Source organism: Pedobacter jaeyakensis, assembly GCF_054461315.1.
The window spans coordinates 1,562,953-1,576,495 of sequence record NZ_CM136921.1; the positions used below are offsets into that span (position 1 = coordinate 1,562,953).

12 protein-coding genes are annotated in these 13,543 nt (G+C 43.1%); 6 read left to right on the plus strand and 6 right to left on the minus strand.

Going from position 1 to position 13,543, the window contains the following annotated elements; translation table 11 throughout:
* Nucleotides 1–132: 132 nt before the first annotated feature.
* Nucleotides 133–3,021 carry a ligand-binding sensor domain-containing protein gene (locus ACXZ1K_RS06895; RefSeq protein ID WP_458972650.1) on the minus strand — a complete coding sequence of 963 codons (2,889 nt, stop codon included), beginning with the start codon at nucleotides 3,019–3,021 and terminating at the stop codon, nucleotides 133–135.
* Nucleotides 3,011–3,946: an oxygen-dependent tRNA uridine(34) hydroxylase TrhO gene (trhO, locus tag ACXZ1K_RS06900; protein WP_458972651.1), complete on the minus strand. Its 936-nt coding sequence runs from the start codon at nucleotides 3,944–3,946 to the stop codon at nucleotides 3,011–3,013. The genes ACXZ1K_RS06895 and trhO overlap by 11 nt, the downstream gene beginning before the upstream one ends.
* Nucleotides 3,947–4,284: 338 nt before the next feature.
* Between trhO and ACXZ1K_RS06905 the strand changes: the two genes are divergently transcribed.
* On the plus strand, nucleotides 4,285–4,821 hold the full coding sequence (locus tag ACXZ1K_RS06905; RefSeq protein ID WP_458972652.1) for an NADPH-dependent FMN reductase: 537 nt from the start codon (nucleotides 4,285–4,287) through the stop codon (nucleotides 4,819–4,821).
* Nucleotides 4,822–4,894: 73 nt separating this feature from the next.
* Here the strand turns inward: ACXZ1K_RS06905 and ACXZ1K_RS06910 are convergent, their stop codons facing one another.
* The gene (locus ACXZ1K_RS06910) at nucleotides 4,895–5,812 is read right to left on the minus strand and encodes a helix-turn-helix domain-containing protein (RefSeq protein ID WP_458972653.1); all 918 of its coding nucleotides are present in this window, start codon (nucleotides 5,810–5,812) and stop codon (nucleotides 4,895–4,897) included.
* Nucleotides 5,813–5,815: 3 nt separating this feature from the next.
* The gene (locus ACXZ1K_RS06915) at nucleotides 5,816–6,718 is read right to left on the minus strand and encodes an NmrA family NAD(P)-binding protein (protein ID WP_458972654.1); all 903 of its coding nucleotides are present in this window, start codon (nucleotides 6,716–6,718) and stop codon (nucleotides 5,816–5,818) included.
* Between the two features lie 172 nt (nucleotides 6,719–6,890).
* On the opposite strand from ACXZ1K_RS06915, the gene ACXZ1K_RS06920 reads away from it, so the two are divergent.
* The 4 genes from ACXZ1K_RS06920 (at nucleotide 6,891) to ACXZ1K_RS06935 (ending at nucleotide 10,847) form a co-directional block, all read left to right on the plus strand.
* Nucleotides 6,891–7,781 carry an SDR family oxidoreductase gene (locus tag ACXZ1K_RS06920; protein ID WP_458972655.1) on the plus strand — a complete coding sequence of 297 codons (891 nt, stop codon included), beginning with the start codon at nucleotides 6,891–6,893 and terminating at the stop codon, nucleotides 7,779–7,781.
* Nucleotides 7,782–7,822: 41 nt separating this feature from the next.
* Nucleotides 7,823–8,737 (plus strand): NAD(P)H-binding protein, encoded by a 915-nt coding sequence (locus ACXZ1K_RS06925; protein WP_458972656.1) that lies wholly within the window; start codon nucleotides 7,823–7,825, stop codon nucleotides 8,735–8,737.
* A 17-nt stretch (nucleotides 8,738–8,754) separates the two neighbouring features.
* On the plus strand, nucleotides 8,755–9,681 hold the full coding sequence (locus ACXZ1K_RS06930) for a helix-turn-helix domain-containing protein (protein ID WP_458972657.1): 927 nt from the start codon (nucleotides 8,755–8,757) through the stop codon (nucleotides 9,679–9,681).
* A gap of 104 nt (nucleotides 9,682–9,785) precedes the next feature.
* Entirely contained in the window at nucleotides 9,786–10,847 is a 1,062-nt protein-coding gene (locus tag ACXZ1K_RS06935; RefSeq protein WP_458972658.1) for a glycoside hydrolase family 2 TIM barrel-domain containing protein, read from the plus strand.
* 36 nt (nucleotides 10,848–10,883) lie between these two features.
* Here ACXZ1K_RS06935 and ACXZ1K_RS06940 read toward each other — a convergent pair whose 3' ends face one another.
* A complete protein-coding gene (locus ACXZ1K_RS06940; RefSeq protein WP_458972659.1) occupies nucleotides 10,884–11,012 on the minus strand; it encodes a hypothetical protein in 129 nt (42 codons plus the stop codon).
* Between the two features lie 46 nt (nucleotides 11,013–11,058).
* Nucleotides 11,059–11,532: a 23S rRNA (pseudouridine(1915)-N(3))-methyltransferase RlmH gene (rlmH, locus tag ACXZ1K_RS06945; RefSeq protein WP_458972660.1), complete on the minus strand. Its 474-nt coding sequence runs from the start codon at nucleotides 11,530–11,532 to the stop codon at nucleotides 11,059–11,061.
* 189 nt (nucleotides 11,533–11,721) lie between these two features.
* On the opposite strand from rlmH, the gene ACXZ1K_RS06950 reads away from it, so the two are divergent.
* Nucleotides 11,722–13,533: a MutS-related protein gene (locus ACXZ1K_RS06950; protein WP_458972661.1), complete on the plus strand. Its 1,812-nt coding sequence runs from the start codon at nucleotides 11,722–11,724 to the stop codon at nucleotides 13,531–13,533.
* Nucleotides 13,534–13,543: the final 10 nt, after the last annotated feature.

Consider the following 13,543-nt stretch of genomic DNA (forward strand, 5'->3'; position numbering starts at 1 on the left):
AATCTTGGTTAATCTACGCTAAAATGGGCTTTTTTATGCTTGCATAATAAATAATGCCTACTACAACCCCCATCAAAAAAAATGTGCATTGGTGTAGTGAAAAAAGGGATGATGAGTGGTAATGATGTAGTGTTATAGCTCCATCAGGAACTCTGAAAGGTTCTTGTCATGGGGTACATCCAGCTTCTTACGCAGTCGATATCGTCGTATTTCTACTCCCCTTAAGGAAATGTTTAACAAAGACGCCATTTCTTTACTGCTCATGTTCATGTGGAGGTAGGCACATAATTTTAAATCGTTAGGCACCAGGTCTGGATGGTTAACCTTCAGTTTTTTAAAGAAGTTTTCATGCGCCTCATTGAAACTGCTTTCAAAAAGGTTCCAATCCCGTTCATCGTTCATGCCTTCCTCTATCACTTTCTGGATCCTGCGCAGCTGATCTTCACCCAGGAGTTTTCCGCTGGAGTCTTTGATCTTCAACATTTCCTGACTCAATTTCTGTAGCAATTCATTTTTGTAGACCAGACTCATAGCCGAATTGGCCAATTCCCTATTTTTGCCTTCCAATTCTACCTGTAGCTTTTCAGTTTGCAATTCTATGATCTGCCTTTCTGTTGCTTCCGCTTCTTTTTTCAGCGCCTCTTCTTTTTCGGCACGCATTTTTGCAGTAATGGATTGCTGATCGCGCAGGAGTTTACGTTCATATAATATTTTCCCCAGCCAGGCCAACGCAATCGCGAACACCAGGTATAAAGCAAATGCCCAGTAGCTCAGGTAAAACGGTGGAAGTACAGTAAATTCAAATTGAGTAACACCACTCCTTAAAGTTTCGTTTACCCTGGCCCTTACTTTAAATACATAATTGCCCTGGGATAGGTTGGTGAAATCCTTCTGCGATGCGGGATTCCAGTCAGACCATTGCCTCGAGTAGCCTTCTAGGTAATATTGGAAGCTTACTTTTGCCTGCCGGTAATAGGGAAGGGAAAAAGAGATCCGGAGGTTATTTCTACTGTAAGGAATTTTGATGGCTAAACTATTGTCTCCATTTTCGCTCAGGAGCTTAAAGGTATCCGTAATGTCTTCTACTCTTCTGATCAAAACCTGAGGCAGTGAATTTTTTCTTTCGGAAATGATATTGTTGCCATGATAGATCACAAACCCATCATCCACACTAATCAGGTAGATGTTATCACGGATCCGGCTGATGTTCTCATAGTACTGTACCATCCTGCCGTCAAGCACATTGAAAGTTGCGGTATCTATCTTTGGTTTGCCGGGTTCGTTAAAATCGGCCAGGCCGACTTTACCATGATTGATAAACCAATATTTTTTAGCTGCCGCAGGAATAATTTTGTTGGAGCTGGAAAGTCCCGCAAGAGATTTGTTGAGCGCGGCGTAACTGCTAAATCGGTTGCTAATCTGGTCGTAGGTAAAAAAGCCATGATTGGATGAAAAAACCAGTTTATTCTCCAGAGAAAACACGTTGATATTGTAGTCAGCCGGTAATCCCTGATTTTCATCATAGGAAATCACCGAAACTACTTTTTTGAGGTCAGCGCTTAATCTCAACTTGTACAAACCTTTATAGGCATGACTAACCCAAATGTCACCCCGCTCGTCCTGCTCCACATACCTGGAAGGTTCTGAGAACCCGCTCACTTTGTGGTCGAATACCCACAAACCGGCGGCATTCTTTTTAAACAGAACCAGTCCATTGTAAGAGCCCTGAATCAGGTAATTGGGATTGGAATTGAGCTTCTTTATGGTCCACCCGCCGGCTTCGCCAGATACCAGGCTCAGTTTTGTCCCGTCAATCCTGAAAGTCCCCTGGTTATGTCCGCAAAGCAATTGTCCATCAACATCTGCCAGTTCCCATACTTGTCCCTGAGATCCGGGGATCAGCTTGAAATCGAAAGAACTGAATTGTTTGCCTGCTTCCCATTTGCTATAGAAAAGTCCTTGATTAGTACCCAGGTAAATGTTATCCCCATGGATCAAACTCGAATAAACCGTTCCAAACTGACCTGCTTTATCGAAATAGGAATATAAAGGTGAATTGAATTCTACACGGTCTATACCATTGTCGAGCCCCATCCATAAGTTCTGACTTTCGTCCGCATACATGCTCAGCACAGTATTGTTTTGTAAGCCGCTTGATTTGCTGATGCGCTGCACCACATTGCCATTTTCATCGATAATGATCAGCCCGTTCAGGATGGTGCCATAAGCATAATAGCTGTTGAGCAGACGCGTGCCGTTGTTGAGCTGGTAGGTCTTTAAAAAGGCGTTTGCGGGTGAATTCAGTTCGCTAAATTTATCACCATCGTATACCATTAAGCCGTCTTTACCGGTGCCGATCAGCAAGGTTCCATTTTTGTATGGAAGAATCGACATCACCAGTGACGGTTGCAGCGTACCTGAATTTTCTAATGGGATAAGTTTATTGCCAATTAGCTCAAATAAGCCTTTATCCAGATTTTCCACATAAAATTTTTGCCCAACCCGGTGCAGAAATAAATACGTGTTGTCTCCGCCAACTAGGTTAATCTTACCATCCTGATAAATATAAATGTTTTTGAACGATTGGAATAGTACCCGCTTGCCGTCTGCATAGATCTTCCAAATCTCATCTTTAATGCCGTGCGGCCTTGGAATCAATCCTATAAGTGAAGTATATTTTAGCTGGCCATTCTTGTCAGACCAATAGCCAAATTCGCCAAAGCCGCCAGTGTAGATCAGGTTGCCGGCAGTTGCCACCGCCCTTACAATTTGCCGGTTAGGTAATTCGTATTGCTGCCAGTACTTTCCGTCGTAAGTTAGCAAACCCTGGGCATTGCCGAAATAGAGTACTCCTTTTTTATCTTTCGCTACCGACCAGTTCTGATTGCCGGAAAGGTAGGTGGATTTTGAGAAATTTTGAACATAAGGAACCCCTATGTTTTTGATGTCCTGGGCCAGTGCTACGCCGCAAAAGGCATGAAGCAGTGCCCAGATTACGTATTTTATCTTATTATTTAACAAGATTAACAGGTTGTGGTACCTTTACGTAATAACCAGTCCCATCATATGGTCGCTTACGCGGATTTGTGGTGCAGATAACTGAGCAGCATCCTTGAAGTTCATCTCCACAATCGTCACATTGCGTTACGTGCTCATTACATTCCGGATTGGCACAGTTGATCATTTTCGGCGTGATCTTTCCGCAATTGTAACAGGTAGAGACGATCTTTGGATTCACTGCGTTTACATCTACAGCAATCCGGTTATCGAATACATAACATTTGCCTTCAAAGTCTTCCCCTCCAGCTTCTTTTCCGTATTTGATGATGCCGCCATGTAACTGGTATACGTCATTAAAGCCATGATGGAGCAAAAGGGCAGATGCTTTTTCGCATTTAATACCACCGGTACAATAGGTCACTACTTTCTTGTCCTTATACTTGGCCAGCTCATTGATCTTTTCCGGGAATTCCCTGAAATTCTCCATGTCAAGCGTAACCGCATTTTTAAACCTGCCCAGGTTGTGCTCGTAATTGGAACGAACGTCCAGTAAAATGACATCTTCCTGGTCTATCATTTTCTGGAATTCTTTAGGCTCCAGATGCTTACCGGTTTGTCTATTTGGATCAATGATATTTGGATCTCTTAAACCCGAGTGTACAATCTCCGATTTGTAACGGCAGTGCATTTTGATAAAAGAAGGTTCTGCTACGTCATCAATTTTAAAATCGGTCTTTGCAAAGCGTTCATCGGCTTTAATCGCTGTCATGTATGCTTCGCAGGATGCTTTCGTTCCCGAAACTGTTCCGTTCAACCCTTCATCGGCAACGATAATCCGGCCCACCAAATTTAAGGATTTACAAAATTTAAGATGATCTGCAGCAAATTGTTCTGCATTGGCTATTGGGCTATAGCAATAGTAAAGTAGTGTCTGATATGTTGTCATGTTTCATTGATACCGGTGCAAACGGCGTTTAATGCGGAGCAAAGGTAGGAAAATATGCGTTCTCTTCAAAGGCTGGAATCTTTTGCCCTGAAGAAGGGCAAAACTTCCTAGGCCTTTTCTGAGAAGCAAATTTTCAAGGGAAGTATAGTAGTAAAGCAAAAGCGAGAGTAAACTGGCCAGGCCTTTTCTGAGAAGCAAATTTTCAAGGGAAGTATAGTAGCAAAGCAAAAGCGAGAGTAAACTGGTCAGGCCTTTTCTGAGAAGCAAACTTTTTGCTGAGGGAGTACTGGTAGAAGGCTTTGCTATTACATAAATTTGCGGGGAAATTAGACGAAATTATGGAACGACAACTCAGCAACATATTGGCGATTAACGGAAGTGCGAGTAAGGAATCTTCCAACAGCAAGCTCGTAACTGAACTTATGAAATTGAGCAACTCAATTTTTCAGGTTACTGTGTTTGATGATTTGGGTGTGTTGCCTCATTTTGATCCGGCACTTACGGAACAGTTGCCCGCTGTCGTTGCCGGGCTTCTGAATCAGATAGCTTCTGCTGAAGGCGTAATAATTTGTTTTCCTGAATATATCTTTAGCATCCCGGCAAGGCTTAAAAATTTGACCGAATGGTGCGTAGCTACTACTGTTTTCCTCGACAAACCAGTAGGTTTGATAACTGCTTCAGCAGATGGGCAACACGGTCATGCCCAGCTTAGACTGATAATAAAGACCCTGGGCGGTTGGATTAGCGAAGATGCAGCGCTGGTGGTGCCAGGTGTTAAAGGAAAATTCAATGCCGACGGCGAATGTACGGATCCATATCTAAAAATTCAGCTTAGCAATTTCATTCAAGGCTTCCGAAGATTACTTTCCAAATAAGCTTAGCTTAATCTGGGAACGATAGCCTTCTTAATGATATCGTTGCGGATGGAGGTAAATTTCCTTTTTTATGTCAATTAAAGGTTTGCCGGAACGCTGCAGGGGTAAGATTGGTTTTACTCTTGAACAATTTGCTAAAGGATTGCGGGTACTCAAAGCCCAGCAAATAGGCCACTTCGCTCACGGAGAGACCAGTAGTGGACAACATTTCTTTAGCCCTGCCGATCAGTTTGTCCTGAATATGTTGTTGCGTGCTTTTTCCGGTAAGGGTCTTCAGCACAGTGCTAAGGTAATTTGGGGAAACATGAAGAGCCTCAGCAATGGACAATACTGTTGGAATCCCATTATTGCTTAATTTATCTGAAAGGAAGATCTCATTAAGTATTTCCTCCAGTCGGATCAATATACCGTGGTTGCTTAACTTACGCGTAAGGAACTGTCGCTGATAAAAACGCTGGGCGTAAGACAGTAGCACGTCCAGCTGGCCGATAATGATATTTTGGGTAAACTGATCAATACTCCGATGATATTCCGTTTGTATGTTCAGCATGATGCCATTGACGGTACTTTCTTCCTGTTCTGAGAGAAAAAGCGCTTCATTTACAGAGTAGTCGAAAAACTCATATTTGCGAATGTTTTTAGCTAATGGAGTACCCCATAGAAAATCATCTTGGAAGATCAGCAGCCAACCCGAATGTTCCATAGGCTCGTCTGGGTTAGCTTCAATCCCTATCTTTTGTCCCGGGGCCATAAAGGTCATGGTGCCTTCATCGAAATCGTATGCCTGCTGACCGTATTTAAGCTTCGCATGAAAATTCTTTTTCAGCGCAATGGCATAAAAGTCAAGAACCCAGCTTCGCGGATGATCTGCCTCTTGTTTCATTTCTTCAAAGCGTACCACACTTATCAAGGGATGCACAGGTCCGGGTAATCCCCGGAGCCGATGAAATTCAGCAATAGATTTAATGTGTTGCGGACCCAGATCTGTCATGTTCTAAGATACCTGTTTTTGAAAAGCAAGAGCAAAATCTTTGGCAAAATCTCTCAACTTTATTTTGCCCAATTCCGGTTTGTGCATATCATAATCTTCGGCAGTTATACCTTTATGGTGCCCCGCCTGCAACTCAACCAAAAGTGCTGAAGATTTTGCAGGTAAACCCGCTGTTCCCAGGTTTCGCTGCATCTGTTCGTCTGAAATGAGTTCCCATTTTAGATTAGGTTTGCCAATCGCCTCGCCCAGAATACCCGCCACTTGATTACAAGTTAACTCATCACTGGCCACATAACGAATCGTGGTATCTGCTGCCATGTTTTCCAATTCCTCCGCCACAGCTACCGCGATGTCCTCGGGTGCCACTAACACCGTACGGTCTTCAGCACCGTAATTGGCTGCGATCCTGTCCCTATATTTGATCATGGGAATAAAGCTGAAAAGATTGTAATAGAAAGATGCAGGACGAATATGAGTGACGCTAACTTCTGGACGAAGTTCGTTCATGATTTGCTCGAGGTAATATGCACCCACAATTCCACCAGTGCCATTATCGCGGTGGGCTCCCCAACTGCTCAAATTAACGATGTGTTTTACCTGTGCCTGCCTGATCGCCGCTACATAGTTCTTGCCGATGCTACTGAAATGCTTCACCGGGTCCAGGTCAGGTTGCATATAACTTACTGGTGGTACCATCGTATAGACGGCATCGGCCCCTGTAAATGTTTTGGCTAAAAACGCTGCATCGGTTACCGAGCCAATGGCAGCGATGGCTCCAATTTCTTCAATAGCCTTCTTCTTATCCGCATTACTGCTAATTACGGTGAGGCTGTGTCCTTTTTGCAGTAATGCAAGCGCTAGCGGTTTGCTGATGTGTCCCAATGAACCTGTGATAACTATTTTCATATTTCTATTTTATAGTACAAATATCTGTCAAAACAGCTTGGGTATTTAGCCATATCTATTTATGTTGTGTCTGAATCTATGAGTGTAGCCATTTTGACTAAACCAAAAGCAGATTTGGATAAATCTTAGTAGTCGAAGCGTTCCATATTTGTATCAACAAAAGAAATCAATTATGCGCGTATTTGTTACAGGAGCCACCGGCTTCATCGGTACTGCCATTGTGCAGGAATTAATAAGTGCTGGACACCAGGTATTAGCTTTAGCCCGTTCAGATGCATCAGCTCAAAAACTGATTGACGCAAGGGCGGAAGTTCACCGGGGCGATCTGGAAGATCTGGAAAGTTTGCGTAGCGGTGCTTCTGCCGCAGATGGCGTGATCCATGCCGGTTTTATACATGATTTTACCCGCTTCGCGGAAGTTTGCGAAGTAGATAAAGTAGCAATTGAAACCATTGGTATGGTGTTGGCCGGCTCTAACCGCCCTTTTATTGTCACCTCTGGTACAGCTTTGGTCAATCCGGGACAGTTGGCCACCGAAGATATTATTCCTACGTTTAACCCGGCATGGCCACGTGCTTCAGAGCAAGCCGCAGATGTCGCCGCTGCTTTAGGCGTTCGGGCCGCAACTGTTCGGTTATCACCTTCGGTACACGGAGATGATGATCAACATGGATTTATACCCATCCTGGTTAATATTGCCAAAGAAAAGGGGGTATCTTCTTATATCGGCGAAGGAGAGAACCGCTGGAATGCGGTACACCGACTGGATGCAGCCCGTTTGTTTCGCCTCGCGTTAGAAAACGCTACAGCTGGTGCGCGTTACCACGCCGCTGCCGAAGAAGCCATTACCGTTAAATCCATTGCAGAAGCCATCGGTAAACAACTCAGCCTCCCTTTGGTTGCTATTGCACCTGCAGCAGCACCCGAACATTTTGGCTGGTTTTCCCAAATGGCTGCCATCGATTGTCCCGCATCAAGTATTTGGACACAGGATCATTTAAACTGGAAACCTACCCATTCTACTTTGCTTACCGATATTGAAAATGGTATTTATACCCAATAGCATTAACACACTTGGAAAATAATTAAACGGATGAAATTATCGTGACCGGTTCTTTAGGGAACATTAGTAAACCGCTGACAGAAATATTAATTTCTCAGGGACATGTGGTGATTGTGATCAGCAGCGATCCAGAAAAACAACAAGCTATTGAAAGCTTAGGTGCGATACCTGAAATTGGCTCCATCTCCGATGTTCAGTTCTTAACTGATACGTTCAAAGAAGCAGATGCGGTTTATGCCACGATCCCCCTGAGCTTTACAGAACCCGATCTTGGTGAGTGTTTGCACCGGATAGCGTCAAATTATGCCCAAGCCCTTAAAGATGCCTGTACCAAGCGAGTTGTCCTACTGAGTGGTTGGGCCGCGGACCTGGTAAAAGCCGAGAATGTGGAACACTTACTGGGTGGGCTGGATGCTGCTGTTACCATCATGCGGCCTGCCGCGTTCTACACTAACTTTTACCAGTCCATGGATTTAATCAAGGGCAAAGGTTTTATTGGCAAATTTCTAACGTTTCGTTATTCCGGTATTTGGTGTTTGATAACGGGTAAAATCGGCCTGATGATGGGCAATTACGGAGGGGAGGACCGAATTGTTTTCGTGTCGCCAAAAGATATCGCTGAGACAATTGCTGAAGAACTGGTGTTGTCGCCATTGGATAAAACTATTCGTTACGTAGGAAGTGAAGAAATGACTTGTAACGAAGCAGCGAATATTATTGGCGCGGCAATAGGTAAACCTTGGTTAAAATGGATATTGCTGTCGGACGAACAAATGCTTCAAGGATTAAAAATAGCAAAATTACCGGAAAAGCTGGCGGAGACACTGATGGAGATGCAGGCAGCGATGCACAGTGGCAAAACCCTGGAAAATTTTCATCAAAATCAGCCCAGAATGGGTGAGGTTAAACTAGTCGATTTCGCTAAAGAGTTTGCCGCGGTTTACCATAAAAATTAACGAACTTCATCTAAGTTATGAGCACACATCAACTTTTTCATTTTCATACCATCACTGAGTATCACCGTGCTGCGGGCTTGCCAAAGCCTGCACATCCTTTGATTAGCCTTGTGCATATGGACGACCTGAATAGGCCCCTTGCGGAAGGCCCTTTCAGCATAATTTATGATTTTTATTCCATCGCTATGAAAAGGGTAAAGAACGCCAAATTCAAATACGGGCAACAGGCCAGTGATTTCGATGAAGGCGTCTTATTTTTTATGTCGCCCGGTCAGGTGTTTGGGGTGGAGGTTGAAAAAGGGACGGTGGCGCATCGCCCAGAAGGATGGATGATCCTGATCCACCCGGATTTTCTATGGGGTACTCCGCTGGCTAAAACCATTAAGCAATGCGAATTTTTTAATTATTCGGTAAATGAAGCACTTTATTTATCAGATAAGGAGGAGAACATGCTCAACACGATCTCAGAAAATATTGAACAAGAATACCATGCGAATATTGACCGGTTCAGCCAGCCTGTAATTATTGCGCAACTGGAACTCTTGCTGACTTACTCAGAGCGATTTTACCAGCGGCAGTTCATTACCCGAAAAATCGCCAGTCACGAGATTCTGATCAAACTAGAAGACCTGCTCTCTGCTTATTTTACCAGCGGTAAGCTCGCTCAAAAAGGACTGCCCAGCGTTACTTACATTGCAGAAAACTTAAACATTTCACCTGGTTACCTGAGTGGCTTGCTCAAATCTTTAACCGGACAGAATACCCAGCAGCATTTACACAACAAATTGATTGAACTGGCCAAAGAGAAACTTTCTACCACTAGTCTTACCGTGAGCGAAATTGCCTATGAACTTGGCTTTGAACACCTGCAATCTTTCAGTAAATTATTCAAAACCAAGACCAGACTCTCACCAATGGAGTTTAGACATTCATTCCATCTATAAATCCATTCATTTGTTTTGTTTTAATTGTTACATAAAAAGGCTGAATTGATCTCCGGTCTGCCATTTTTTACTAACTTCATATTCATTTTAAAAAAAATTAGACGATGAAGAAATATACAGCGACGCTGTTTTTAGTAATGTTACTTTCTATTGTCGGTCGAGTTTCGGCCCAAGCCGTTAAATGGACCGAGAAAAAGGCGAACGATTGGTATGCTACCCAGCCATGGATGGTTGGAGCAAATTACACTCCTGCTTATGCCATTAACCAACTGGAATTCTGGCAGTCTGCCACTTTTAATCCTATTGCCATTGATAAGGAACTAAACCTGGCTGAAGGTTTAGGTATGAAAACGCTTCGAGTTTACTTGCATGACCTGGCCTGGAAAGAAGACGCGAAAGGTTTTAAGAAGAACATCAATACTTTTTTAGACATCGCCGCGAAACATCACATTAAACCTTTATTGGTTTTTTTCGACGATTGCTGGAACCCGGATGGCGCGATTGGTGTACAACCGGCACCGAAGCCTGGAGTGCATAACTCCGGCTGGTTAAGGAGTCCGCTTAGGGCGGTGCACGACGACCCGAACCAATGGGGATATTTGAAAGCATATGTACAGGACATCCTTAAAACCTTTGGGAAAGATAAACGCATTTTATTGTGGGATTTGTACAACGAGCCTGGCAATAATGGTTACGGCAACAAATCTATGCCTTTGCTAAAGGCAGTATTTACCTGGGCAAGGGAAGTAAATCCTTCGCAACCGGTTTCTGCAGGGGTGTGGGATGATAACTTGAAAGACCTAAATGCTTTTCAGGTGGAAAACAGTGATGTGATTACTTATCATAATTACGATAAACCTGAAGTACACCAAAAACGCATTGATGAATTGAAAAAATACAACCGACCGTTGATTTGTACCGAGTATATGGCCAGAAGAAATGGTAGTACTTTTCAAGTGATTTTACCGATGTTGAAGGAGCAAAAGATAGCGGCAATAAACTGGGGCCTGGTTGACGGTAAAACGAATACCAAGTATGCTTGGGACGAGCCGATTAAAGATGGCTCTGAACCTAAATTGTGGTTCCACGAGATTTTTAAGAAAGATGGAACTCCATACAAAACTGAAGAGACTGATTTGATTAAGTCTTTAACCGGGAAGAAGTAAGTCTTTGATCATTAAAGGAAATACGGGACAAGGCGTTTAGCCAAAGTACCAGAAGAGCAATACCGCAATTGCAGAAATGACAATAGCTATGATATAGCCTAGTCGATCGCCTTTTCTATTACTTTTAAACTCGTATTTCCTTTTATATTCTGATGGTAAACGCATAATCTTATTTTTACTAATGATGCTTAATGGACATTATTTCCATAAACTACTCGTGATGATAGGGCTCCCCTTTTAAAATACTAAAAGCCCGGTACAACTGTTCTACAAAAAACAGCCTCACCATTTGATGTGAAAACGTCATGTCTGACAGGGAAAGGCTAGCGTTCGTCCGCTTGTATATTTGCTCATCAAATCCGTAAGGCCCTCCTATAATAAATACTACATGCTGAACACTCCCAATCATTTGTTTGTTTAAATAATCGGAAAACTGCACTGAGGTATATTTTTTTCCTTTCTCATCCAGCAGGATTACTTGATCTGAGTTGCTGATGTTTTTTAGGATTAGCTCTGCTTCTTTACTTTTTTGCTGTGCCTCGCTTAAGTTTTTGGTGTTTTTTATTTCAGGAATCACCACAAAGTTAAAGCCGATGTAGTGTTTTAACCTGGCAATGTATTTCTCTATTCCTTCAATCAGGTATTTGTCTTCCGTCTTCCCGACAACGAGCAATGTTATTTTCATCTGTTTAAATTTTTAACCGTTGCTTCCTTGGCAAAGCTTCATTTTGTTGCGAGATCCTGATCTGGAGCGCAGCGGAAGGCTACTAAGTAAATCGAGTTCAGGATGACGATAGCAATATAGCGTTGCGCAGCAAAATAAAATCGACCTGACGGTTATATGTTAGCCAAACTTAGATAAATTTGCTGTATAATGGTAAAAACAAAGGAGAACATTCTTGCCGGATACAAAGATCATGTGACTGCGCAGCAAACAATTATCAGTGACCTTAAAAGTAAGCTGAACCAGGTTGCTTTATCACGACTGGGCGCTTTTATTGCCGAGATATTGATTGTAGCACTGATTATTAACTACAGTTTTTACTGGCAGTTTGGAGTAATGCTAGCCGTTCCGCTCTTATTTTTTTTGATGCTTGTAAAAAGACAAGCTGCCCTGCAAGAGGAGCTGGCCTACGCCATAAAATTGCTTTGGGTGTATGAGAATGAAGTAAACCTGGTATTGGCCGGTAAAAATGGCTATGCTAATGGTGCGCTTTTTAATGATGAGGCACATCCTTATGCATCTGATCTGGATATAGTAGGCCCGGGTTCTTTATTTGCGTTGATTAATCGATCTAAAACGGCAGATGGTATGCGTTTGCTTGCCGGTAATTTGCTGAGTGCCAACGACAGGCAGACCATAGCACTAAGAAAGGAAGCCATAACGGAATTGGAAACGCATATTGAACAGACCTTCCATTTTAGGGCCCAGTTGGAGGACCATAACCCGGAGCAGCTAGCTATCATTAAGGATAAACTAACGCATCAGCTGCCGAAGCAACTGGCATTTACACGGAAGCCTTTCCTTAAGATTTACGTATCGGCTGTGCCATTTATTACTTTTGGCGTATTTGCAGCGGCGATCATTTTTAATGGGGTACTTTGGTCGATCTTTGGCCTGCTTGCCCTTTTTAATGCGGCGGTCACCTTTTTTAATTTAGCGGCGACCAACCAAATCTATTATGGCTTTTCTGGCAGCTCCAATTTGCTCAATTCTTTTTCGGGTACGATCAAATGGACGGAAGATGTTGGCTGGAAATCTGCCTATATCAAAGGGCTTTTTGTAAACGTTAAGTCGGGCCAATCTGTTAGTCTGCAGATTAAAAAACTTGCTGGTATTATTACGGCTTTTGATGCGCGGTTAAATGTTTTTCTGGCCGCATTCCTAAATGTGTTTTTGCTTTGGGATTTGCGCTGCGCGGTTAGGCTTTACCGATGGCATAGGGATTCATCAGAGAATTTGGTGGAGGGATTGTATCGCATTAGCGAGTTTGAGGAGTTGGTCTCTTTTGCTACGCTACGTTATAACGAACCAGAATGGATTTTCCCAGTTATTGAGGAATCTTTTAGCTTTTCATGTATGGGCTTAGGTCACCCACTGATACGAGAAAATGTCCGTGTACCTAATGATTTTATGCTGGCGGCAGCGCCCACTACGGATATTGTGACGGGATCCAATATGGCGGGCAAGAGTACATTCTTGCGAACGGTGGGTATTAATATGGTGCTGGCCTTTGCAGGTGCGCCCGTATGCGCAGAGCAGTTGAATTCCTCGATATTCAGTTTGCTGAGCTACATGCGGATCAAAGACTCTTTGAACGACCAAACCTCTACTTTTAAAGCAGAGCTGAACCGGTTGAAAATGATACTGGACGCGACTGCCAGTGATAAAAGTTCTTTTGTGCTGATAGATGAGATGCTGCGGGGTACGAACAGCAGGGATAAGTATTTAGGTTCTAAAGTATTTATAGAAAAACTAATTGCTCAAAAAACACCTGCGCTTTTTGCTACGCATGATTTACAGCTATCTGAGATGGTAGCTGATTATCCCCAAGAGGTGAGAAATTATCATTTCGACATACAACTGTCGGAAGGAGAAATGAATTTTGACTACAAGCTGAAGCAGGGGCCGTGCAAGACTTTTAATGCAGCCTTATTGTTGAAAGAAATCGGCCTTTCGCTGTAGGTTTTCGCTC

What these genes read in the sequence shown, in the direction of transcription:
- trhO (WP_458972651.1), bottom strand. Translation starts at nt 3,946, where the DNA reads ATGACAACATATCAGACACTACTTTACTATTGCTATAGCCCAATAGCC.
- ACXZ1K_RS06905 (WP_458972652.1), top strand. Translation starts at nt 4,285, where the DNA reads ATGGAACGACAACTCAGCAACATATTGGCGATTAACGGAAGTGCGAGT.
- ACXZ1K_RS06910 (WP_458972653.1), bottom strand. Translation starts at nt 5,812, where the DNA reads ATGACAGATCTGGGTCCGCAACACATTAAATCTATTGCTGAATTTCAT.
- ACXZ1K_RS06915 (WP_458972654.1), bottom strand. Translation starts at nt 6,718, where the DNA reads ATGAAAATAGTTATCACAGGTTCATTGGGACACATCAGCAAACCGCTA.
- ACXZ1K_RS06920 (WP_458972655.1), top strand. Translation starts at nt 6,891, where the DNA reads ATGCGCGTATTTGTTACAGGAGCCACCGGCTTCATCGGTACTGCCATT.
- ACXZ1K_RS06930 (WP_458972657.1), top strand. Translation starts at nt 8,755, where the DNA reads ATGAGCACACATCAACTTTTTCATTTTCATACCATCACTGAGTATCAC.
- ACXZ1K_RS06935 (WP_458972658.1), top strand. Translation starts at nt 9,786, where the DNA reads ATGAAGAAATATACAGCGACGCTGTTTTTAGTAATGTTACTTTCTATT.
- ACXZ1K_RS06940 (WP_458972659.1), bottom strand. Translation starts at nt 11,012, where the DNA reads ATGCGTTTACCATCAGAATATAAAAGGAAATACGAGTTTAAAAGTAAT.
- rlmH (WP_458972660.1), bottom strand. Translation starts at nt 11,532, where the DNA reads ATGAAAATAACATTGCTCGTTGTCGGGAAGACGGAAGACAAATACCTG.
- ACXZ1K_RS06950 (WP_458972661.1), top strand. Translation starts at nt 11,722, where the DNA reads ATGGTAAAAACAAAGGAGAACATTCTTGCCGGATACAAAGATCATGTG.